Here is a 21,485-nt window from a genome sequence, read left to right as displayed (position 1 = left end):
TCCTACGTTCCAAGCTTCTACTTAATTAAACACATAAAAATGAACGAAAATTATAGTATTAAAACTACTGGGCTGGAGCATATCCATACCAAGGGTGTAAAAACACTTACCGATGTTAATATTGCTGTTAGAAAAGGAGAAATTTATGGTTTTTTAGGTCCTAACGGGGCTGGTAAAACGACAACTTTACGGTTACTATTGGGTTTAACCAAATTACAAACTGGCAAGATTGAAATCTTCGGAAAAGACTTTGCAAGTAATCGGATTGAGATTTTAAAAAAAGTAGGCTCATTAATTGAAAACCCTTCCTTATATGGTCATTTAAGGGCAAGTGAGAATTTAGAAGTGTATCGTGAGTTGTACGGTGCAACAAAGGCTAGGTTAGTTGAAGTGTTGAAAATTGTTGGATTGGAAAACACGGGCACTAAAAAAGTACGACAATTCTCTTTGGGCATGAAACAGCGTTTATCTGTTGCTTTGGCCCTACTGCCCAATCCAGAGCTGTTGATTTTAGATGAACCTGCAAATGGCTTAGATCCTACTGGGATTATTGAGTTGAGAGAATTGGTTAAAAAATTAAACAAGGAAGAAGGTATGACTATTCTTATGTCGAGCCACCAACTTTCTGAAATAGAAAAAATGGTAAGTCATGTGGGGATTATCTCAAAAGGGCAAATCATTTTTCAGGGCTCACTACCACAGTTGAGTCAATTACAAAAGAAACAATCTCAATTGCTTATTCATACATCTGATGACGCATTGGCAATGCAAGTACTTAATGCATATAAACCAGCACATAGTGGAAATACTATTTCAGTGAACTACTCAGATGAGAAAGAAATTGCATCAATGAGTAGAGCATTACACGAAAAGCAGTTGGACATTTACTTGCTTCATCCGCAGCAAAACAACCTTGAACAATTATTTATGGATTTAACTACACAACACGCATGAGTTTAGCGATTACCTTACGATCTGAATTTACAAAAACTAAGCGCTCTCCTATTTGGATATTAACTTTCGTAGCTGCTATGCTTGCTCCTGCATTATTACTTTTGGCCATTAGTGAAACACACGATGGTGGGAAACCTTCTGATGATATTGTAAAAATGGCCAAAGGAGCTTGGGATTATTATTATTATCAAGGCACGGGGATCATCAGTTTTGTATTCTTGCCAATGTTTATCATTTTAACGAGTACGCTATTGCCACAAATCGAATATCGAAACCATACATGGAAACAGGTATTGGCTTCGCCACAATCATATGGGAAACTTTATTTTTCTAAATTCATCATCTTTCAGTTCGTTATCATTGTTTTCATTATAGCAAGCATTGCGTCTATTGCGCTATCTGGTGTGATTTCTTCTTTCCTAAATCCAAAGTTTCATTTTTACGCACACCCGCTAAACTGGGAAAAAATGCTGTTGGCCTTTGCAAAAGCTTATGTGGCAATTTTAGGTCTTTCGGCTATACAATTTTGGATGGGCATACGCTTTAAAAGTTTCTTAATCCCTATGGGTGCAGGAGTTATGCTTTTTATTTTAGGAATGATCAATATGCTTGGTTATCCTGTAATTGATGCAGCTAAATTTCCAATCAATTATAGTGGTTATATATTTTTAGAACAATACGCTGCAAAGGTACCGGCAGTTTTATGGTCGTCTGTTGCTTATTTAGCAGGAGTTTTAGCGATTGGCTTTTTTGATTTTAGGTATAAAAAATGGGATTAGTGAGATAAAGTAATTGGCTCTGGTTGTCAAAAATCCTTATCTAAAATTATTATATTTGGGAAACAAAGGCCTCAATTGGTCTTAGTTCATCCTAAAAAATAGCTAAAGATGAGATTTACCTCTATATTTTTATTGACTTTCCTTGCAATTAGCGGAATCAACTGTGTCCCTCAGCTTTCCTCTTCAAACGTAACTACTTCTAGTAAACATGCAATTATTACCGGTGCCGACCAGACCGAAAAATATTTATCCTATCTAAAAGGAAAACGGATAGGTCTTGTGGCAAACCAAAGTTCGCTTATTGGCAGCAAAAGCAGTGTTGACAGTTTAATAAGCCTAGGCATTACGATTGTAAAAGTGTTTGGTCCTGAGCATGGTTTTAGGGGCAATGCCAGCAATGGAGCTGTAGTGGGAGATGAAAAAGACCCCAAGACCGGCATTCCAATCATTTCCTTATATGGAAAGAATGAGAAACCGACAAAGCAGCAATTGGCAGATGTTGATTTGATGGTTTTTGATATCCAAGATGTGGGTTGTAGGTATTATACCAACATCAATACGTTACAATATGTGATGGAAGCTTGCGCAGAAAACGGCAAGGAACTGTTGATTTTGGATAGGCCCAATCCCAATGGTTATGTAGTGGACGGACCAGTAATGACTGATGATAAATTTAAATCGGGCATTGGAATACACCACACGCCGATGACCCATGGCATGACCATAGGAGAATTTGCACAATACCTAAACGGTGAGGGATACCTAAAGGAAAAGTGCAAGATAAAGGTTATCACAGTTGCCAATTGGAATCATGACATGCCCTATGTACTACCAATTAATCCTTCTCCAAACCTAAATACCCAACAAGCTGTGATGCTTTTCCCTAGCTTATGTATGTTTGAGGGAACAGCCATTAATGAAGGCCGTGGAACAAAGATGCCATTTACAATTTTGGGTGCGCCTGCACTGAAGGATAAATATTCGTTTTCCTACAAACCAATAAGTATTCCTGGAATGAGTGAGCGTCCGAACCATAAAGATTCTGTGTGTTATGGTCTAGACCTTCGCAACTACGATATAGACAACCTGCGTAAGCGCCATCAGATTAATTTAACATGGGTAATCGAACTCTATAAGGCGTATCCAGACAAGGCCCACTTCTTTGGCCAGGAAAGAGCTAGTACAGGTGTATCGCCGTTCGACTTGCGCATAGGTACAGATCAACTTAGAAAACAGATTATTGCTGGAGTTCCTGAAGCCGAAATCAGGAAAAGCTGGGAGCCTGAACTGCAAAAATTTAAGGCTATACGAAAAAAGTATCTTTTATATCCTGATTGATCAGTTAAAAGCTAACAGTTTGCTGCCGCTAGGGCTTACTTTTTATTGATAGTAAGGCTTTAATTACCTAATGGTAGTGTAAACCAAAAAGTACTACCCTTTCCGACTTCACTTTCGGCACCTATTTTACCATTGTGTTTTTTAATGATCTCTGCACAGATGTATAAGCCAAGGCCTAAACCTGAATATTGTAGTCCGCTATCATCTACACGGTAATATCGGTCAAAAAGATAGGGTAATTTTTCTGCTGCAATTCCAGGTCCGTCGTCATGCACTTCCAAGCGCACAAGATCGCCTTGTTTAAAAATGCTTACTCGAATTTCTTCGGTATTTGGTGCATATTTAAATGCATTATTAATGAAATTAATGATTACTTGTTCTATTCTAGTAGGATCACCAACTGCTTTCAGCTCCAAATCGCCAGTAATTTTTATTTTGTCTTTATCTATTGCTCTAATGTGCTGATAGCTATCTTCTACTGCTACTGAGAGCTTAAAGGTAGACATATTCATGTGTAACTGGCCAAGCGTTACTCTACTAGCGTTAAGTAAATCTTCAACCATTAAGCTCACTTTATCCATGCTTTTATTTGCCTGTTCAATAAGTTTAGGCATTTGTTCGCTCGGATTATCTTTAATACGGTTAAGCAATTGTAAGGCACCTTTTAAGCTTGTAATTGGGGTTTTGAGCTCATGACTAGCCACGCTAATGAAATCGTCTTTTTGTTGAATGATTTTACGCCTATTGGTCACATCCATAAATGTAGCTACACCACCTGTAACGTTGCCATTTTCATCTACTATAGGTGCCGCGTTAATAGAAATATAAAATTGTTCTCGATTTGGAGGTATAATTCCTATTTCAAAATCATAGATTGGTTTTTTGGTGCTCATGACAATGAAAAGTGGAAACTCATGTTTCAACAATGGTGTACCATCTAACTTTATTTTTTGCCAATTGGGATCGTGATAGATTTTCTCTTCCATTTCCTCAATATTGATTCCCAATATTTGTTGCGCCATAGGGTTTGCATAAACTAGCTTACCTTCTTCATTCACAATGCCCACACCTTCTGCCATTGTTGCCAAAATGTTTTGCAATTGCAATCTATTGGCATTTAATTCTTCTGCAATTCGTGTTTTATCTTCAATGCTATATTGTAAATCCTTAGTTCTGGCTTCTACAATTGCTTCTAGGTTAATATTTTGTTCTCTTGCTTTCAGCTCTGCAATGCCTAACTGAAAATTTTTCTCTTCTAATAGTTTTTGATTCTCTTTGTGGATAGTTAAGTCGGTTAAAATAATACTTAAACAAATGCCTTCATCCAAATTAAGCAACTTGAGGGATATTTGTACAGGGATTGGATTTCCATCATCTACTAATCGCAATTCACCTTTAGTATCTATGTTTTCCCATGCGCTATCAATTAACTTCTGACCTAATTGTTGATCTTCGGGGATAACATATTTGAGGAGTGGTTGACCGATTACTTTTTCCAAGTTTGAGCCAGCAAGTTTAGCGAATTGAGAATTGCAGTAAACGATATTGCCACTTTCATTAAGGGTGATGGCACCTTCTGTCATCTGTTCAATAAAAATTCTATAGCTCTGATCAGCGCTTTTTAGTGTAAAAATCTGATGTCCTTCACTCCCTTTAACTACTAAAGCATCTACTTCACCAGTTCTTATGGCTTCAATCGTATCTGTTGCTTCTTCTAAACGATATAAGGTTTCTTGATGTGCATGTTTTAAATCCAAATACGCCTTCCGCAAATTTTCCAACTCGCTTAAGATATCCTCATATGCTTTTGAATTTTCTAACATTGAACTTATTAAATTAGCCCTAATCCATGAAGTACTTTGGCTGTATCTGACATATCTCCTACTAATCGTTTAATAGGAGCTGGATATTTTTTAATGAGCAAGGGAACTGCAAAGATATCTTCTTGTTTAACAATCAATGGTTGTTGGTGTACATCAATAATTTCCAATTCGTATCTTCCTTTCAGATGCTCTTCTAAAATAGCTTGAAGATTATTAATAGCACGAATTGAAACAGATGATGCACCTGTTACAAATAAACGAAGGCTATATATAGACTCATCTGCTTTATCCCAATCTTGCAGAGAACTGCCTTCTGTATTCATAATTTATAGTTATAGGGTTTATAGTTTAGGTCGAATGTCTAATCCAACCAACACTTTTTCTTTGTTGGAAAGATCGCCAATAATTTTACGAACAGGTTCAGGGACTTTTTTAACCAAAGTTGGTATGGCTAAAATCTGATCCCCCTCTGCTAATTGAGGCTGTTCTAATAAATCGATCACTTCAATAACATATTCACCCATTAAATGTTCTTCACAATACTGCTTTAAGTTTTGAACTGCGGTAATAGATTTTTGTGTCTTACCTGCAACATAAAGCCTCAATTCATATTTCTTACTCACTATTTTTTCAATTTAGGGTTAGTTTTTTGTTGCTTTTCTTCTTTATCTTGTCCACCTCTCTTATCTGTAATTGCTTTTCTAGTGGTAGACATTACTTCTCGTTTAATATTTTCGTCATCGTAGATTTTGTTGAGTTCCTCTTCCATCGATTCGAATTCTGATTTCAAGCTTTCTATTTTTGATTCTAATATTTTACGCTTTCTTAATAGTTCGCGGTCTTTTCTATCCAAGGCATTATGGTGTAAAACTTCGCCGGTTCGTTCGAGTAAAATTTGTGCTTCCCTTGCTGAACCTGTCAATATACCTTCTGGACCTAAATAAACATCTTCTAAGTTTAAGCCATCACTTGTGATGACAAATTCACGTACCTGATTAGAGTGGTGCATACCACGAGCTTTCATGATGTATAAGCCCCTATTTCTTTCTCCGTTAATTTCAATATCTTTAATAAACAGCCATGAATCAACCAAAGAAGAAACGCCATCATCGGTTTGTTCACTTACAATATTATTGAGTGTAAGTGCGGTAAACATGACGGTAATTTGTTCTTGTTGTAAGTAGTCGATAAGTCTAACCAACATTGATTTAACCTCACTAAAACTGCCTACGGTAATGAGATTGGTAATCGGATCTAAAACTACTACTTTGGGTTTAAATTTCTGGATAGCCTTATGAATAGCTACCAAATGCATTTCTAAGCCGTAAAGTGTTGGTCTTGATGCATAAAATTTCAAAAATCCATTATCTACATGCTGCTGAAGATCCATTCCTATGGATTCCATGTTTCTCATGATCTGTTGTGGGGATTCTTCAAATGCAAAAAAGAGGCATTTTTCTTTTCTCTTACAGGTTGCATTTGCAAAACTTGCTGCGATACTCGTTTTACCGGTTCCTGCTGTTCCTGATACTAAAATGCTACTCCCTTTATAAAATCCCCTTTTTGGAAATAACTTGTCTAAAGCTGGTATGCCTGATGAAATAATTTCTCTCGAAACAGGTTTATCAAGGTTAAGTGATGTCACTGGTAGTACCGAAATACCTTCATCGTCAATTAAGAATGGATATTCGTTGGTACCATGAAGCGAACCTCTATATTTTACTATTCTTAATCTTCTGGTAGAAATCTGATTGTTTACGCGATGGTCTAATAGGATTACACAATCTGAAACATATTCTTCTAAGCCTTGTCTGGTTAATGTTTTTTCGCCACGTTCACCCGTAATGATAGCTGTAACTCCTTTATCTTTTAGGAATTGGAATAACCTTCTTAATTCGGCTCTGATGATCCCTTCATTGGTTAATCCTGAAAATAGGTTTTCTATGGTATCAAGTACTACTCTTTTGGCACCAATACTATCAATTGCGTGGCCTAATCTAATAAAGAGGCCTTCGAGATCGTATTCTCCGGTTTCTTCTATTTCGCTTTTGTCTATATGGATGTAATCTATTCTTAACTTTTTATCTTTTTGAAGTTGGGTAAGATCGAAGCCTAATGATGCAACATTAGCGGCAAGTTCTTCTGCTTTTTCTTCAAAAGCGATAAATACGCCGGGTTCATTAAATTCTTCGGCTCCTCTTACAATAAATTCTAGAGAGAATAAGGTTTTACCGCAACCTGCGCCTCCACATATTAATGTTGGGCGACCTTTTGGAAAACCACCTAGGGTAATTTCATCCAATCCACTAATTCCGGTTGGTGTTTTAGCTATTGCTAATAAGTTTGTTTTTTTGCTTTTAAGAGCGGCCTTTTCTTTTGGCATAATGTTAATTTTATCTTAAGACTAATCTAAAGAAGTATATAATATACTACAAGTGATATTCTTAAAAAGAGTAATTATCCGATATTAACAAACCGATTAAATAATCGTTTGGAATTTTTTTTCAACAATTATGCCAAAACTAATTTTAGATTATTGCTCTGTTTCCCTCATGCTGGTCGTTTTGAATGTAGTCGAGAGTTTTTTGTTTTGCTAGCTCGCCGCCGATAGGGCTCGTTTTCTTGTTCTTTATTCTGATGTTCCCCCATGCTTGTTATTTGGATCGTTGTGGAGAACCATGAAGTGCTCAGCTAACCTAATCTTTCTTTTTAGCTCGCCGCCGCTAGGCTCTTTCTTTTCTCTTGATAGAAAAGAAACAAAAGATCAAGGCTCTGTATCATCTCTTGGATTAAGCTATCCAAACTTTTAGGGCGACAGAAAAAGGTTTGATGAAGTATCAAACTGCTTTCTGTCTTGGGTTATGGTTTTTGAACGTGTGTGCAGAAGTTCGAATACTTTCTCCTTCGGGATGCTACAAGGCCTGTCCTAGTACTTGGCGGTGGGTTGTGGGTTGGGAAAAGTTGTATAGTGTAGTTTACTATCGCTTTTTCTCTCTGCTCGTCATCCTGAGGGTAGTCGAAGGATCTTTCTGTTTGCTAGCTCGCCGCTGCTAGATCTTCCATAGCTAATTTTATGGCATAGTAATTATTTTCCTTTTATCATCATATTTTTATTGTTTATCAATAAATATTTATTAAGTTTGCCAAAGTAATTTAAATTTTATCATGATGTCAAAAACAAACAACTTCGTATTTTGGGGGCTATATATTGTGGCTTGGCTTATTTTTGTGGGCTTGAGCATTGAAGCAGGAGGCCTAGCAGTAAACTTCTTTTTCAGCCTATACAAGCCTGAATTTGTTCAAAATCTTTACCAAAAGTTAGACTTATCTACTCTATATGAAGGTAATAGATTAGCTTTTTTCAGCATCTATAGCTTCATTCTAATCATTTCAATTTTAAAAGCTTGCTTATTTTACATGGTTGTGAAGCTAATGCACAAAATGGATTTAACAAAACCGTTCAGCACTTTTGTTGCGAGGCAAATTTCACAAATTAGTTATTATACTCTTTCAATTGGATTGTTAAGTTACATTGGAAAAAACTTCGCTAAAAATTTAACGCATTATGGTTTTGCTACCGATAATTTGGATCAATTTTGGACAGACAGCCAGGCATTTATTTTAATGGGCGCTGTAATCTATATTATTGCGACTATTTTTAAAAAAGGAGTTGCTATTCAAAACGAAATCGATTTAACTGTATAACTATGCCAATTATTGTAAACTTAGACGTAATGATGGCAAAGCGAAAGATGTCACTGAATGAACTATCAGAAAAAGTTGAACTTAGCCTTGCTAACCTTTCTATTTTAAAAACAGGAAAAGCAAAAGCTATACGTTTTAGCACCTTGGAAGCTATATGCAAGGTTCTCGATTGTCAGCCTGCTGATATTCTTGAATACAGAGGAGATAACTAAAACTTTGTAATGCTACAAGGACAGTCCTAGCTCTTGGTGATGGGTGCTATCTTGTGCTATATCTAATGTTGAATTACTTGATGACAGGTGTTTTTACGGTGTTTTTATAGGTCTTTTTACGGTAAAACAATCCCTCTTTTCTACATAAATTAGGGTAATGAGATTTTACAAAAAGATATTATTTAACTCTTACTTAACTTCTTAATCAATGAATTCGAATCAATTAAAAGAGAAACCACGCAGTGGTATTTACTGGCTTCTCGCGATCACCCTTCTAGGGTTAATCGCATCTATTATTTACATTATCGTTCTGAAATACCCAAGCAAAACCTTTTCTGGTGAACTTGAACAACACAGCGCCTTCAATGTCAACCAATATCTTGCTAATACAACCATAAAGTTGGAAAATAGGGTGAGAGTTGCCGTACTTAATGTGTCTGGTATTAAGGAACCGAATCCCACTACTATCGATAATACACAAAAATTATCAGTTTATAAGTTCAAAGATGGACATATCCACATTTTAACTGGTCGGCTGAACATTGCCCTTTTAGCGGATAAACCTAATGCACCAACGCTATATGCAAATGACGTTAAGGCTGCATCCACTGTTCAAGACCTTATTGACTTGATTGAAGAAAACCTAAAGTAAAAAGATATGAAAAATAGATTATTTCTCACCATAGTTTTAAGTCTACTGGTTTTCCTAACTGCAAAAAGTCAGACCAATTGGTTTACCAGAAATGTAACCATCAGCCAATCGTTAGCTACATCTGAGCAAGAAGAATTGCCCGCTCAATTTACCATAACAATGCCAAAGGATAAAAGCACTTCTTATCTTATTAATTTGGGTATTGGCATTAACCCACATTTTAAGGGCATGAAAAATGTTATCTCTGCTTTTACTGGCGAATACCACCGCAATTCATTAACAGATGATGAACAACATAACATACAGTTAGGATTTAAAGGTGATTACCAATTTGCAAAAAGCACTAATGGCAACACTGCTTATCAATTGATTTTTGATCCCCAGTTCGCACGTGATCTTGTTGAAGAAAAAAGTTCGCTGCAGAGCAATCTCTTGTTTACCTGGACGAGTACAAATAAGAAAGTAAATTTCGGAGGTACACCCAACTATGACAAAAACAAACGGGTTTCTACCAAACTGTCGTTCATCATGGGTACCCAAGTCCAAAACGTGCTCGATTCAGATAAGGATGAAACAAAACGCGGATTCAAGCTTCGCCCTCTTGCAACGGTAGATTTTGGATTTTATCTATTGAATAAAAAAGACTACCTCGATCCTAAATTAGGGTTTACAGCTGGTTTTACACAGCGATATGCCGCAGTCAACACCACTTCGGATTCGGAAAAATACAGCCACCTGTTTAGGACTGGAGTAGATTATTATTTTATGTCGGATCCTGCGAAACTTTCTATTGGTGCCGCCTTTGTAACGGGTTCTGATCCTTATACTGCATTAAAGCAGCAGCAATATTTCTTACTCTCTTTTAATGTTTTTCTTAGCAATTAACCGGGTTATGTAGAGTTTTTACTGCTTTCTCCTTCGGGGATACTTAGACATGTCCTAGTACTTGGTGATGGATTGTGGTTTGGGAAAGGTTTGTTGGATTTACATTGCTTTTTTGATGTATCCAATTTTGTCAGTTATTTTCACATCCATTTTTATGTCTGGTTTCACACCTATATTGTCGATTGGGTTTTCGGGAAGACGCTTTGAGCGCCCAATGGGTATAACGAGGTTAAAATCTTTACATGGAATATCAAAATATTGAGTGTTATTATAGTCTAACATGCCTGATGAGTTTTCGCCATATACTTTTACTTTAGTACTCTGCATTGCACTGAGTAGAAATGATTCGGCTGAACTAGCGGTGTTTCTATCTATTAGGATTGCCACTTTAGTTGGATATTGATACACTGTGTCGAGCTTGATTTCAAAGTTATCTTTTCCAGAGGGATTGACGAATTTGTTGGGGTATTGCTTCATCAATTTAATTAGGTTGGCTATGAAATCCTTCCCTTCTTTTGAGAGTTGACTGTCGTTAAGGTTTTCGGTTAAGATTTTAATGTTCTCACTGGAAGAGAGGTATTCATCGGGCTTAATCTTTATTGGCGTGGTATAGATGTAAGGCATTAGTCCACTGAAAGCATAATCGGTACCTCCATCATTCCCTCTTAAATCGATAATCCAGTTCGGTAGCGTCTTCAGTTGATGTTCATACGCCTTAAGCAGACTGTCAATGTTTCTTTTCTCATCCCATAGAAAGGAAGGCAATCGTAATACTATTGTTTTATTGTCGAGTAGTTTAAAATTAGTTTTCGATTCCAGCTTCTCCGTTGGGGTTGAAATGCGCTTTGTTTTCGCAAATTGTTGGTTTAACCGTTTGACTGTTTCTGGGTGCTTTTCTCTGTATCTCCAATCTAACTGTGCTCGAAGATGACTGTCTTCGAAATAATTGGTCCATGTTCTGAGGATAACATAGCATGAATCGGTATTATTTACCGCTATTGCTCTTTTTCTTAATGCGGCTGTAAATTTTTCGAAAGCCTTTTTATTGCTACTCTTAATTTTATCGTTGAAACCTGCATAATCTGATTTTACATGACTAACTGTGTAGTCAAAGTTTAGTTGACAATCGCATTGCTGTGAAAATGACGATAAGGGAATACATGCTAACAAAAGGGCAAGGAGTTTTTTCATATCACTGTGAATATATGATAATGACGTATAAATACAAATTTTGGTTGCATGATTGTATGTTTTTGTAAATGTGGTTACTGATTTTGGTGGAAGCATTGTGCCTGTGATTTAATAAATGTTTATTAAAGAATTCACAAAGTAGCTATGGGGTAGGATAGAAATGAGCAGATAGCATAGAATCAAAAAAAGCCTCAGCTTTCGCTAAGGCTTTTGTACCCCCAATAGGATTCGAACCTATGACCTACGGTTTAGAAAACCGGTGCTCTATCCAGCTGAGCTATGGAGGCATCTCCAAACAGAAACAATGGATACTGTTTTTGTCTGATGCTGCAAAGATATAATTTTGAACGTATAATTTTAATAAATTTTAAAATTATCAGTTGTTAATTAGTGATAAACCTTGTTTGTGTATTGATTTATAATTAATTACAGTCTGTTGTGTCAGCTATAATGTGGCACTGGCTACATAAAAATTAGTCTACAATTCTCTTATCCAAATGTTACGGAAGCTGATAGGTTCACTTTTATCACCATGTGCTTGTAATTTAATTGGGCATGCACCATGTGCTTTTGCATAACTTGCTTTACCAATGTATTGTGTTGGGCCTTTTAATTCGAAGTTGTTTTGTATTAATACGCCGTTAAATAGCACCGTTACTTTAGCTGGGCTTTTTAAACTTCCGTCTTCATTAAATACAGGGGCTGTCCATATTACATCGTAGCTTTGCCACTCTCCTGGTTTGCGATTTGCATTTACTAACGGTGTAGTTTGCTTGTAAATACTACCCGCTTGTCCGTTGGTATAGGTTTTATTGGTGTACGAATTTAAGATTTGTAATTCATAGCCTGCATCGCCACTTCCTGTAGAGGCTAAAAATAAACCGCTGTTTCCTCTTGCTTGTCCCTCGCCTGTAATGTTAGCCGGGATTTGCCATTCGATGTGTAGTTGGTAGTTGGTGAATTTTCTTTTGGTTTCAATGTTGCCTGTACTTTTATCTACTGTTACGGCTCCATCTTTTACGATCCATTTGGCTGGCCCATTATCTTTTACACTTACCCATTCGTTTAAATCTTTTCCATTAAAGAGGATAATTGCATCTGAAGGTGCATTGCCATTTGTTGTTCCAGGTGTAACTACTGCTGGGACTGGGGTATAAAATTCGGTATCTTCTGGTTTGTTTTGTGCTTGAACTGCAAAAAATGGGCTGCTTGCTAAGGCTAGTGTAGCGATGATAATATGCTTTTTCATGGTCTATAAATTTTATACTAAACTAATTAATTATTCATTTAAAGCCTAAAGATATTGACAAGTATACCTACAGAAAAAAGTCCGAAAGCTTAATACTTTCGGACTTTCGGTCTTCTTGACTTTCGGACTTTCAGAAATTTAATAATTTCCTGTTACCCCAACTTCTAAGCCACGCAATTCTGCCAAGCCGCGTAAACGGCCAATTGCTGAGTAGCCTGGGTTTGTTATTTTGTTTAGATCATCTAACATTTGGTGACCATGATCTGGTCTGAAAGGGATAGGTTCTGCTCTTTTACTGTTTTCGGCAGTCACTACTTTCATGACTTCGTACATGTTTACATCGCCGCCTAAATGGTCTGCTTCGTAGAAATTTCCTTCTTCATCTTTGGTTACGTTACGCAGGTGTAGGAAGTAAACTCGTTCTTTTATGGCTTCGAAAATATCGACTAGGTTATTCGCCATCCCTGCTCCTAATGAGCCGGTGCAATAACAAATGCCATTAAACGGTTGATCTACGCTTTTTAGAATGTAGGTTAAATCTTCTTTTGTACTTGCAATGCGAGGTAAGCCTAAAATTGGATACGGTGGGTCATCTGGGTGAATGGTCATTTTGATCCCATTTTGTGTACAGGTTTCGGCGATGCCTGCTAAGAACCACGTTAGGTTTTCTTTTAAGCCTGCCGTACCAATTGCGGTATACTCATCGATTGCGGTGCGTAAGGCTTCAATTTCTATTTCCTTTTCGTTAGGAATACCCATTAATACGTTGATACGTAATTCATCGAGCTCTGCTGCCGTCATTTTAGCGTATTTAGCTTTTGCTTTTGCAAGGATATTCTCTTGGTAATCTGCAGCTGCTCCTTCCCTTTTGAATATGTATAGATCGAAAATGGCTAAATCTGTCCAGTTAAAGTATAAGGCTTTAGAACCGTCTGTCATGGTTAAATCTAACTGTGTTCGAAGTCCAATCTAACACGGGCATAAAATTATAGCAAACCGTTTTTATACAGCATTCGGCAAGGTTTTTTAGAGATGTATTGTAGTTCTCAAGGTATTTTCCTGCATCTGGTCTGCGGGTTTTAATCGCTTCGTGAACAGGTACACTTTCTACTACTGACCATGTTAAACCTGATGCTTCAATTAGCGCTTTCCGTTCTTTAATATCTGCTAAAGGCCATACTTCGCCATGCGGAATATGATGTAAAGCGGTTACAATGCCAGTTGCACCTGCTTGTTTAACGTCTTGTAGGCTTACTGGGTCTGATGGACCGTACCAGCGCCATGTTTGTAGTAGTTTATGGTTTTTTGTATTCATTTTGTTTATAATGGATGACCAATATTAAGAAATAAAAAAATTTGATCTCTTGGAAATCCTAAAAATAGTTACGGAAACGTTAGCGTAAAGAGTCGGGAAGTCCGAAAGTTGGGAAGTCCGAATAAGGAGAATAGAAGATATTAGTCTTCTTATTCTCCATTCTATATTTTCTACTCTTATTTCAGTTCGAAAGTTGTTTCTAGTTTAATTGCATCTGAAGAACCGCCTACCATTACTTTAAAATCTCCTGGTTCAATAATCCATCCTAAGTTTTCTTTAAAGAATGCTAATTTTTCAGGGGTTAATTGGAATGTGATCGTTTTACTTTCTCCTGGATTTAGTTTCACCTTTGCAAAGTCTTTTAATTCTTTAACTGGTCGTACGATTGATGCAAATTTATCTTGCATGTACAATTGAGCTACTTCTTCTCCAACTACTTTACCACTATTGGTGAGCGTAAAACTAATTTTAACTGTTTGTCCTTTTTGAATTGCTGTATTATCTAGTTTTAGATCGCTGTAGGTAAAGTTGGTATAGCTTAATCCATACCCAAATGCATATTTAGGATCGTTTGGTGAATCGATATACGCAGATTTGTACGTAATATCTTTAGGTTTTGTAACTGGACGACCTGTATTGTAATGGTTATAGTATATTGGAATTTGTCCAACATTTCTAGGGAAACTGATTGGCAATTTACCAGAAGGATTGTAATCTCCACTCAACACATCTGTGATCGCATTACCGCCTTCATCTCCTAAAAACCAAGCATACACAATCGCATCTGCTTTATCAGCAATGCTATTAAAAATTAAAGGACGACCAGCCATAATGACTACGATAACCGGTTTTCCTGTTGCTTTAACTGCATTAAATAATTCTTCTTGACGACCTGGTAAGCTAATGTCTGTTCTTGATTTAGATTCACCACTCATGTCCCAGGTTTCACCTAACACCATAATTACAGCGTCTGCATTTTTTGCATTCGCTATAGCAGCACCAAAACCTGCTGTGCTTGTATCTGTTACCGATGCGCCTTGTGTATAGGTGAATTTAGTCGACTTACCAAATTTGGTTTGTAAACCTTCGTATACACTCGTGATATTAGCCGTATCTGCATATACCACCCAACTACCAGCTTGGTCGCGTTTTGCGTTTACCATTGGCCCAATTAAGGCAATGTTTTTAATATTCTTTTGCAAAGGCAAGATGCTACCTTCGTTTTTTAATAAGACAATAGATTTTTGTGCAGCAGATCTTGCGATTTCTTTGTGCTTAGGATCATTCATTACTTTAGCTTCTCTTTTTTCATCAGAGAATTTGTATGGATTATCAAATAAACCTAATTCGAATTTTTTGTATAGAATACGTCTAACGGCGTCATCGACAAACTTAATGTCTACTTTACCGCTCTTCACTAAATTTTCTAATTCCTTTTTGTAGACTTCACTTTCCATATCCATGTCGCTACCTGCTAAGATTGCTTTTTCAGCTGCTTCATTTCCATTTTTAGCAAATCCCCATGGCACCATTTCTCTCATCGAACCCCAATCGCTTACTACGAAACCTTTGTAGCCCCATTTTCCTTTTAAAATATCGCGTTGTAAGTATGAATTTGCAGTTGCTGGAACACCATTTAAGGTGTTAAACGAATTCATGAATGTGGCTACTTTAGCATCGGCAGCTGCCTTAAATGGAGGTAAATAGATTTCGTTTAATTGCTGTTCACTCATATCTACAGGATTGTAGTCTCTCCCAGCGATTGCGGCACCATAAGCCGCGAAATGTTTTGCACAGGCCATAATTGCATCAACCCCACCTAATACATCGCCTTGAAAGCCTAAAACACGTGCTCTAGCAATTGCAGAACCTAAGTAGGTATCTTCACCTGCGCCTTCCATTACTCTACCCCAACGTGGATCACGAGCAATATCAACCATCGGTGCAAATGTCCAGTGTATACCAGACGCTGCAGCTTCTTCAGCAGCAACATGTGCAGTTTGTCGTATGGCAGCCATATCCCATGATGCAGATTCGGCCAAAGGGATTGGGAATACCGTTTTATAACCATGAATAACATCTAAGCTAAATAACAAAGGAATTTTTAAGCGAGATTGTAAAGCAATGGCTTGTATTTCTCGGGTATCTTTTACGCCTTTAACGTTTAACATGGAACCTACCATACCTGTTTTGATATCGTTTAGTAGGTAATTTTTCCTATCGCTTGTTGGCCCTGTTACTTCTTTACCCGAATATTGATTCAGCTGACCTACTTTTTCTTTTAGGGTCATTAATCTTAGGACTGAATTTACACGTTGGTCGATAGACTTCTTTTGGGCATTTAGTTTAGGGGTAAATCCGATAAAGAGTAGTAGGATTAGGCTTGAAAATTTATTCATTTTATGTTCTATTATATTCTTTTATGCTTTGCTAAATTAGTTGTATAGTTGATGTAAACGGATTTTATAGCCCCATCAAAAACACTACAGTTGTTACTTATTTTACACCATCTAAAATACCTTGGTATGCAGCTTTACGTTGAAAATTTGCATCAAAAGGCAATGGCCAATCTGGTCGGTTGTATGTTGATGATATCCAACTATCGGCATCGGTAACGTTCCAAGTTGTTATGCCGTATTGTTGTGCTTTTGGAATGGTGTAATATGCTTTTACAATTGATTTGTATTTGGCTGCCTGCTGTTCTGCCAAAGTTGCAGTATAGGTTAAAGACAAGTTATTATCTGGATTTAAGGCTACATCCAATTCTGAAATATGAACTAGTAAACCAGTTGCTGCAGCTGTAGTAATAGCTAAGGTAATGTTTGCATCTGACTGATTGTAACGTGTATGCATTTGCAACCCTATCCCGTGAATAGGAATACCTCTAGCCTTTAAATTGTTGACCAAATTTAATATGGCAGTCCGTTTTGCCGTGCTATATTCTTGTCCGTAATCGTTATAAAAGAGCAAGGCGTTAGGGTCTGCCTGATGTGCGTATTCAAAAGCACGAGCAATATAATCAGTTCCTAATTTTTGTACCCAAATACTGTTTCGGTAGCTACCATCGTCTTCAAAAGCTTCGTTCACTACATCCCATGAGGCTATCTTTCCTTTAAATTGCCCAACTACAGTTTGAATATGTGTTTTTAATAGATTTTCCCAGTCTGCGGTAGTCCCCTGAAAATTAGTAACCCATGCAGGTAATGACTTATACCAATTTAACGTATGTCCATGCATGCGTTTTCCGTTGGCTATAGCTAGATTTACAATATTAGTTGCATCGGTAAAATCATAATGCCCCTCTAAAGGATGAACAGTTGCAAACTTCAATGCATTTTCTGTGGTTAGACTATTAAATTCTTTAATTACCAATGCTTTATACGGTTGGTTATTTACCAGCTGTTGGGCATTAACTGAAGCACCAAATTTAAATGGCATGTCTTTCAAAGTGGCATTTACTGGATTTACAACTATGGGTGTAACCACTGGTGCAATGCTAGTTTGCTTGTTTTTTGAACAACTCGATATACAAAGAAGTACGGCAATAACTAAGTTTAAATATCTCATGGAATTGATTTTAGCGCATCTATTTCTTTTTTTGATCAAAAAAATCTGCCAATTGATACATCTGAAAGTTTAATGCTTTCATCTTTTCCATCAAGGGTTGATAGACTTGGTAATTATTATCAATAACACCTTTGTTTGCATTGGTATTAGATGGTTCTGCTCCTTTTGTAAAGGATCGTTATCCATGTATTTAAACCAATGCCAGCCAATACAATTTTTAGATTCAAGTAAACCCAAAGTAAAGTTCTGGTAGAATAACCCTCTATCTGCTTGCGTTTTAACCACCCAGCCTGCTCCTGCTGTATTCCCTAATCCTGAGTCATCTCCCTTTACGTACCATTCTGTAATGATAAAAGGCTTGCCAGACCATGCTGTCCAATTAGCCATTAATGTTTGATCTGGTGTCCACGCATTATAGTAGTTCATTGAAATGGCATCTAAATACTTGCCGGCGGATTTCCATAGTTCTGCTATAAAACCCTGCTGCCCATGAAATCTACACCCTAAATACATGTGGTTTGGATCGTATTTTTTAATTGCTTTTGACACGATAGAAAAATATTTATCAGCCACTATAGCTAAAAACTCACGACGATCTACATCTGTAATTTTATCTGGTGTTATTCCTCTATCATCAATAAATTTTTTAGCTACAACATATCCTGGATCTTGTTGATCTTTTAAAGTGAGATAACCATCTAAATTTTTAATTCCTAAAGGCATTTCATTATCAGAGAAATAACCGAAAAGGTTGGCGTCATTTTGGTTAGCAACCAATTTCTTAGCTGCTTCATCGCAAAAGGTTTCAAATGCAGGATCAAATACAAAAATAACATTATTGGGATAGCCTTTATGACCAGGGACAATGTACGTACCTCCTCTTTTATCGCCATAAGCGCTCATAAAATCAAGATTAATAGTATATGCCAAAGGCTTGGTTGATTGTAGTGGTGAACTTTGAATTGCTTTTGTATTAGACCATGCCCCAGTACCATTAAATCCATTAGCAACTAAAAAATCTTGTGTTTTAGTGATCCATTGTTTTTCATCTCCATATAAATTAGCAAAAGCAGTTTTGTTTCTGTCCGATGAACCCATGCTTACAGCATTCAATGCATTATGAATAAACAAATGGCCTTGAGGATCAATAGCCCACCACCGATCAGCTATCTTTTTCGTATAATAAAACCCAGTAGCCTTCTCTTTTCTATCCATTCTACCACCATATTTATCTGTTCTAATCGCCTTAGATTTAAATTTAGATAAGCTAGCTAAGGTTCTTGTGGAAAAAGGTTTATATGCAGTAAAAGAAGCTTTTTCGCTTGAGTTATTTAATACTTTTCTTACCTCGACTTTTTGGCTGAAATCTAAACTATCTTGAGCTGCTACTGAATAGGTAAATACAGTAATAATTCCTAAGGAAATCCCTATAATTTTTTTCATTGTTTATATCCTTTATTTCTCAACAAAGCTTCTAAATAATAGTAATCTGCATAATTTATAGGCACATCAATTTCAGATTTAGCAGGACGATGACCTGTACTGTGTTCTAATATAAATCCATAATTTGTACCAGGTTTACTTGTATATTTTGTACTTAAGGAAGATAAAATTTTATCGGCAGCTGCCTTGTATCTTTTACTTTCTTTACTATAAGTTGCTAATTCGTATAACGCAGAAGCAGTAATCGCGGCAGCAGAAGCATCTCTTGAAACATTTGGAATTTGTGGATCATTGTAATCCCAGTATGGAATGCCATCTTCAGGCGTAATTTTACTGCTTAAAATAAAATTAGCAATGCCATTTGCTTGAGCCAAATAAGCCGGATTATTGGTATAACGGTAACATAAGGTGTACCCATACAATGCCCAAGCCTGACCTCTAGCCCATGCTGATTCGTTTGAGTAGCCTTGTGCAGTTAACTTATTGCGTACATTGCCAGATAAGGTATCGTAATCAATTACATGCCAAGAGCTAAAATCAGATCTGAAATGGTTTTTCATGGTCGTATTGGCATGAGAAACCGCTATTTTATAGAATGATGAATCACCTGTAAACTTTGTAGCTTCGAAAAGCAATTCTAAATTCATCATGTTATCAATAATTACAGGATATTTCCATTTATCACCATTGTGATCCCATGATTTAATGACACCTGCTTTAGCATTAAATCGAGTAGATAATGATTTGGCTGCTTGAATAATTACGGCTTTGTATGCGGTATCTTTTGTTAGTTTATAGCCATTACCAAATGGGCAATAAATCATGAAACCTAAATCATGTGTACCTTTATTGAATTGTTCTTTTTTAATATCTTGAGTATATTTCTTAGCTAAATCAAGCCACTTTTTATCCTTTGTATAGGCATAGAAATACCACAATTCTGCTGGAAAAAATCCACTAGTCCAATCTCTAGAGTTCACCATTTTAAATTGGCCATTTTCTACTGTTCTTGGAGAAACCAATGCTGGTTTAACTAATCTAGCAGAATCTACATTTTTCACTAGCACATCTGTTTGTTTTGCAGCATTTGCAAACGATTTTGCAACGTCAATCTTTTGAGCTTTACAAGCACCAAAACCTAACACTAACCCTACAATTAAATTAACTTTCAATTTCATAATACGTGTTTTTGTTTTCAATCTTATTTGATTTTACATCCAAATTAATGGGTGTCTAATTGGTAAATTTCGAATCACTTCTTCGTTTGTCGGTTTTAAATCCAGTTTTTTCCAGGTATTAAACCAATTCTGATTTTGATACGCTTGCGCACCAAACACTAAAAATGGTTGTGCAACTGGCCAGTTCTCCCAAAACATGACATCTGGTTTTAACGTCCATTTACTTTTATCTGCAACAAATGGATATAAATAGTTTATTCCTTTTTGGATTGATTTTCCATCTGTTGTTTCAAATTTCCATAGATCATCTCCTGATGTAGACAGGATTTGGCAAATCATTGTAAATGCATCCAAATTAAAAATAGAATAGCCGTAGGCTTTAGTGCGTGCTAACTCTAATGGGAAACTACCATCAGTTGCCATTTGCTTAGGCAATAAAATAGTTTTATACCGCAACCGCAATGAATCTAGCATTGGTTGATCGTTACAGAGTTTAGCAAATGAGGCTACTTGCATTACCCAACAGGCACTATGGTTATTTTGAGATGTCTTTTCAGCCACTCCATTCTTACTGGTATTTAACCACAACATATAATCAGCGAACCATTTTTTAATGGCAGTTAAGCTTTTTGCATCAAATGATTTCGCCTTTTCCATTACCAAAACACCCTGTGCTACTTCCATAAAATGGATGGTATCGATAATGCCCCAACTTCTTCCGGTTGACGAACCTTTCACTGCTTGTGCAAATGATAAATTCGGATTCATTATCGTTTCTGGATTGACAAACCAAGCTTTTAAATGTACAACCGCTTGTTTTACATATTTTTCATCGTGTGTAAGGTGATAAGCAGATGCTAAAGCGCCAATGATGGTACTGAACCTAATCATCGCTTTGCGGTGCGCTACAAAGTTATTTGGATTGGTTTCTCCATCACGGTTAATGTATGGCCCGTCTGGATTGAAGGGGTTTGGCCAAAAGTAATCTGCTTCTGAAAAGAAATCGTGTTTTCCACCTGCACTTCTTGGCGAACTTTCTGCTGTAATGGTAACTGGACTTTGTTTCATTGCCCAATCTGCCTCTGCTAAAATTTGTTGTTTTAACACAGCAATTGTTTGTTGCTTGATGTTTCCTTGCGCAAAACAGGCAAACATACATAAAGAGCATACAAAGCTTAAACCTATTCTTTTCAT

General features: G+C 36.7%; 18 protein-coding genes, 1 tRNA gene and 1 pseudogene. 7 read left to right on the top strand and 13 right to left on the bottom strand.

All coding sequences use genetic code 11. The features are described 5' to 3' along the window. Positions 1–39 precede the first annotated feature (39 nt). From ACHMWN_RS12185 to ACHMWN_RS12175, 3 genes are all read left to right on the top strand, one after another. Positions 40–954: an ABC transporter ATP-binding protein gene (locus ACHMWN_RS12185; RefSeq protein WP_397301383.1), complete on the top strand. Its 915-nt coding sequence runs from the start codon at positions 40–42 to the stop codon at positions 952–954. Continuing rightward, a complete protein-coding gene (locus tag ACHMWN_RS12180; RefSeq protein WP_397301381.1) occupies positions 951–1,733 on the top strand; it encodes an ABC transporter permease in 783 nt (260 codons plus the stop codon). The genes ACHMWN_RS12185 and ACHMWN_RS12180 overlap by 4 nt, the downstream gene beginning before the upstream one ends. A gap of 108 nt (positions 1,734–1,841) precedes the next feature. Beyond that, positions 1,842–3,071, top strand: coding sequence for an exo-beta-N-acetylmuramidase NamZ domain-containing protein (locus tag ACHMWN_RS12175; RefSeq protein ID WP_397301378.1), 1,230 nt, complete (start codon positions 1,842–1,844; stop codon positions 3,069–3,071). 59 nt (positions 3,072–3,130) lie between these two features. On the opposite strand, the gene ACHMWN_RS12170 is transcribed toward ACHMWN_RS12175, so the two are convergent. From ACHMWN_RS12170 to kaiC, 4 genes are read right to left on the bottom strand one after another with little or no spacing between them, the layout of a single operon-like run. After that, the gene (locus ACHMWN_RS12170; protein WP_397301376.1) at positions 3,131–4,894 is read right to left on the bottom strand and encodes an ATP-binding protein; all 1,764 of its coding nucleotides are present in this window, start codon (positions 4,892–4,894) and stop codon (positions 3,131–3,133) included. An 8-nt stretch (positions 4,895–4,902) separates the two neighbouring features. Further along, positions 4,903–5,217: a circadian clock KaiB family protein gene (locus ACHMWN_RS12165; protein WP_397301374.1), complete on the bottom strand. Its 315-nt coding sequence runs from the start codon at positions 5,215–5,217 to the stop codon at positions 4,903–4,905. Positions 5,218–5,235: 18 nt separating this feature from the next. After that, on the bottom strand, positions 5,236–5,517 hold the full coding sequence (gene kaiB / locus ACHMWN_RS12160) for a circadian clock protein KaiB (protein WP_397301371.1): 282 nt from the start codon (positions 5,515–5,517) through the stop codon (positions 5,236–5,238). Continuing rightward, positions 5,517–7,277, bottom strand: coding sequence for a circadian clock protein KaiC (kaiC, locus tag ACHMWN_RS12155; protein ID WP_397301368.1), 1,761 nt, complete (start codon positions 7,275–7,277; stop codon positions 5,517–5,519). Before kaiC ends, kaiB begins: the two co-directional genes overlap by 1 nt. A 785-nt stretch (positions 7,278–8,062) precedes the next feature. Here kaiC and ACHMWN_RS12150 point away from each other — a divergent pair. The 4 genes from ACHMWN_RS12150 (at position 8,063) to ACHMWN_RS12135 (ending at position 10,348) form a co-directional block, all read left to right on the top strand. Continuing rightward, complete coding sequence (locus ACHMWN_RS12150) at positions 8,063–8,599, top strand: DUF2975 domain-containing protein (protein ID WP_397301366.1); 537 nt, start codon at positions 8,063–8,065, stop codon at positions 8,597–8,599. A gap of 2 nt (positions 8,600–8,601) precedes the next feature. Further along, entirely contained in the window at positions 8,602–8,811 is a 210-nt protein-coding gene (locus ACHMWN_RS12145; RefSeq protein ID WP_397301364.1) for a helix-turn-helix domain-containing protein, read from the top strand. A 208-nt stretch (positions 8,812–9,019) separates the two neighbouring features. Beyond that, the gene (locus ACHMWN_RS12140; RefSeq protein WP_397301362.1) at positions 9,020–9,463 is read left to right on the top strand and encodes a hypothetical protein; all 444 of its coding nucleotides are present in this window, start codon (positions 9,020–9,022) and stop codon (positions 9,461–9,463) included. A 6-nt stretch (positions 9,464–9,469) separates the two neighbouring features. Further along, a complete protein-coding gene (locus ACHMWN_RS12135; RefSeq protein WP_397301360.1) occupies positions 9,470–10,348 on the top strand; it encodes a hypothetical protein in 879 nt (292 codons plus the stop codon). A 99-nt stretch (positions 10,349–10,447) separates the two neighbouring features. Here ACHMWN_RS12135 and ACHMWN_RS12130 read toward each other — a convergent pair whose 3' ends face one another. The 9 genes and pseudogenes from ACHMWN_RS12130 to ACHMWN_RS12090 form a co-directional block, all read right to left on the bottom strand. Next, complete coding sequence (locus ACHMWN_RS12130; RefSeq protein ID WP_397301357.1) at positions 10,448–11,539, bottom strand: S41 family peptidase; 1,092 nt, start codon at positions 11,537–11,539, stop codon at positions 10,448–10,450. Between the two features lie 213 nt (positions 11,540–11,752). Next, a tRNA-Arg gene (locus ACHMWN_RS12125) sits at positions 11,753–11,826 on the bottom strand. Positions 11,827–12,017: 191 nt separating this feature from the next. Next, entirely contained in the window at positions 12,018–12,788 is a 771-nt protein-coding gene (locus ACHMWN_RS12120; RefSeq protein WP_397301355.1) for a DUF1080 domain-containing protein, read from the bottom strand. Positions 12,789–12,926: 138 nt separating this feature from the next. Then, a pseudogene (uxuA, locus tag ACHMWN_RS12115) lies at positions 12,927–14,103 on the bottom strand (mannonate dehydratase). 176 nt (positions 14,104–14,279) lie between these two features. Further along, positions 14,280–16,502 carry a glycoside hydrolase family 3 N-terminal domain-containing protein gene (locus ACHMWN_RS12110; RefSeq protein ID WP_397301352.1) on the bottom strand — a complete coding sequence of 741 codons (2,223 nt, stop codon included), beginning with the start codon at positions 16,500–16,502 and terminating at the stop codon, positions 14,280–14,282. 97 nt (positions 16,503–16,599) lie between these two features. Beyond that, the gene (locus ACHMWN_RS12105; protein WP_397301349.1) at positions 16,600–17,670 is read right to left on the bottom strand and encodes an endo-1,4-beta-xylanase; all 1,071 of its coding nucleotides are present in this window, start codon (positions 17,668–17,670) and stop codon (positions 16,600–16,602) included. Between the two features lie 90 nt (positions 17,671–17,760). After that, positions 17,761–19,113, bottom strand: coding sequence for a hypothetical protein (locus ACHMWN_RS12100; RefSeq protein ID WP_397301346.1), 1,353 nt, complete (start codon positions 19,111–19,113; stop codon positions 17,761–17,763). Then, a complete protein-coding gene (locus ACHMWN_RS12095) occupies positions 19,110–20,291 on the bottom strand; it encodes a glycoside hydrolase family 88 protein (protein WP_397301344.1) in 1,182 nt (393 codons plus the stop codon). Before ACHMWN_RS12095 ends, ACHMWN_RS12100 begins: the two co-directional genes overlap by 4 nt. 33 nt (positions 20,292–20,324) lie before the next feature. After that, positions 20,325–21,485, bottom strand: coding sequence for an alginate lyase family protein (locus ACHMWN_RS12090; protein ID WP_397301342.1), 1,161 nt, complete (start codon positions 21,483–21,485; stop codon positions 20,325–20,327).

The organism is Pedobacter sp. UC225_61, assembly GCF_044452285.1.
Lineage (GTDB): Bacteria > Bacteroidota > Bacteroidia > Sphingobacteriales > Sphingobacteriaceae > Pedobacter.
This window is presented reverse-complemented; position numbering and strand designations above follow the sequence as displayed.

Excerpts from the sequence above, each read along its gene's own strand:
- kaiC (WP_397301368.1), bottom strand. The coding sequence starts at position 7,277 with ATGCCAAAAGAAAAGGCCGCTCTTAAAAGCAAAAAAACAAACTTATTA.
- ACHMWN_RS12145 (WP_397301364.1), top strand. The coding sequence starts at position 8,602 with ATGCCAATTATTGTAAACTTAGACGTAATGATGGCAAAGCGAAAGATG.
- ACHMWN_RS12100 (WP_397301346.1), bottom strand. The coding sequence starts at position 19,113 with ATGAAAAAAATTATAGGGATTTCCTTAGGAATTATTACTGTATTTACC.
- ACHMWN_RS12110 (WP_397301352.1), bottom strand. The coding sequence starts at position 16,502 with ATGAATAAATTTTCAAGCCTAATCCTACTACTCTTTATCGGATTTACC.
- ACHMWN_RS12105 (WP_397301349.1), bottom strand. The coding sequence starts at position 17,670 with ATGAGATATTTAAACTTAGTTATTGCCGTACTTCTTTGTATATCGAGT.
- ACHMWN_RS12150 (WP_397301366.1), top strand. The coding sequence starts at position 8,063 with ATGTCAAAAACAAACAACTTCGTATTTTGGGGGCTATATATTGTGGCT.
- ACHMWN_RS12095 (WP_397301344.1), bottom strand. The coding sequence starts at position 20,291 with ATGAAATTGAAAGTTAATTTAATTGTAGGGTTAGTGTTAGGTTTTGGT.
- ACHMWN_RS12165 (WP_397301374.1), bottom strand. The coding sequence starts at position 5,217 with ATGAATACAGAAGGCAGTTCTCTGCAAGATTGGGATAAAGCAGATGAG.
- ACHMWN_RS12175 (WP_397301378.1), top strand. The coding sequence starts at position 1,842 with ATGAGATTTACCTCTATATTTTTATTGACTTTCCTTGCAATTAGCGGA.
- ACHMWN_RS12130 (WP_397301357.1), bottom strand. The coding sequence starts at position 11,539 with ATGAAAAAACTCCTTGCCCTTTTGTTAGCATGTATTCCCTTATCGTCA.
- ACHMWN_RS12140 (WP_397301362.1), top strand. The coding sequence starts at position 9,020 with ATGAATTCGAATCAATTAAAAGAGAAACCACGCAGTGGTATTTACTGG.
- ACHMWN_RS12180 (WP_397301381.1), top strand. The coding sequence starts at position 951 with ATGAGTTTAGCGATTACCTTACGATCTGAATTTACAAAAACTAAGCGC.
- ACHMWN_RS12120 (WP_397301355.1), bottom strand. The coding sequence starts at position 12,788 with ATGAAAAAGCATATTATCATCGCTACACTAGCCTTAGCAAGCAGCCCA.
- ACHMWN_RS12090 (WP_397301342.1), bottom strand. The coding sequence starts at position 21,485 with ATGAAAAGAATAGGTTTAAGCTTTGTATGCTCTTTATGTATGTTTGCC.
- ACHMWN_RS12135 (WP_397301360.1), top strand. The coding sequence starts at position 9,470 with ATGAAAAATAGATTATTTCTCACCATAGTTTTAAGTCTACTGGTTTTC.
- ACHMWN_RS12170 (WP_397301376.1), bottom strand. The coding sequence starts at position 4,894 with ATGTTAGAAAATTCAAAAGCATATGAGGATATCTTAAGCGAGTTGGAA.
- ACHMWN_RS12185 (WP_397301383.1), top strand. The coding sequence starts at position 40 with ATGAACGAAAATTATAGTATTAAAACTACTGGGCTGGAGCATATCCAT.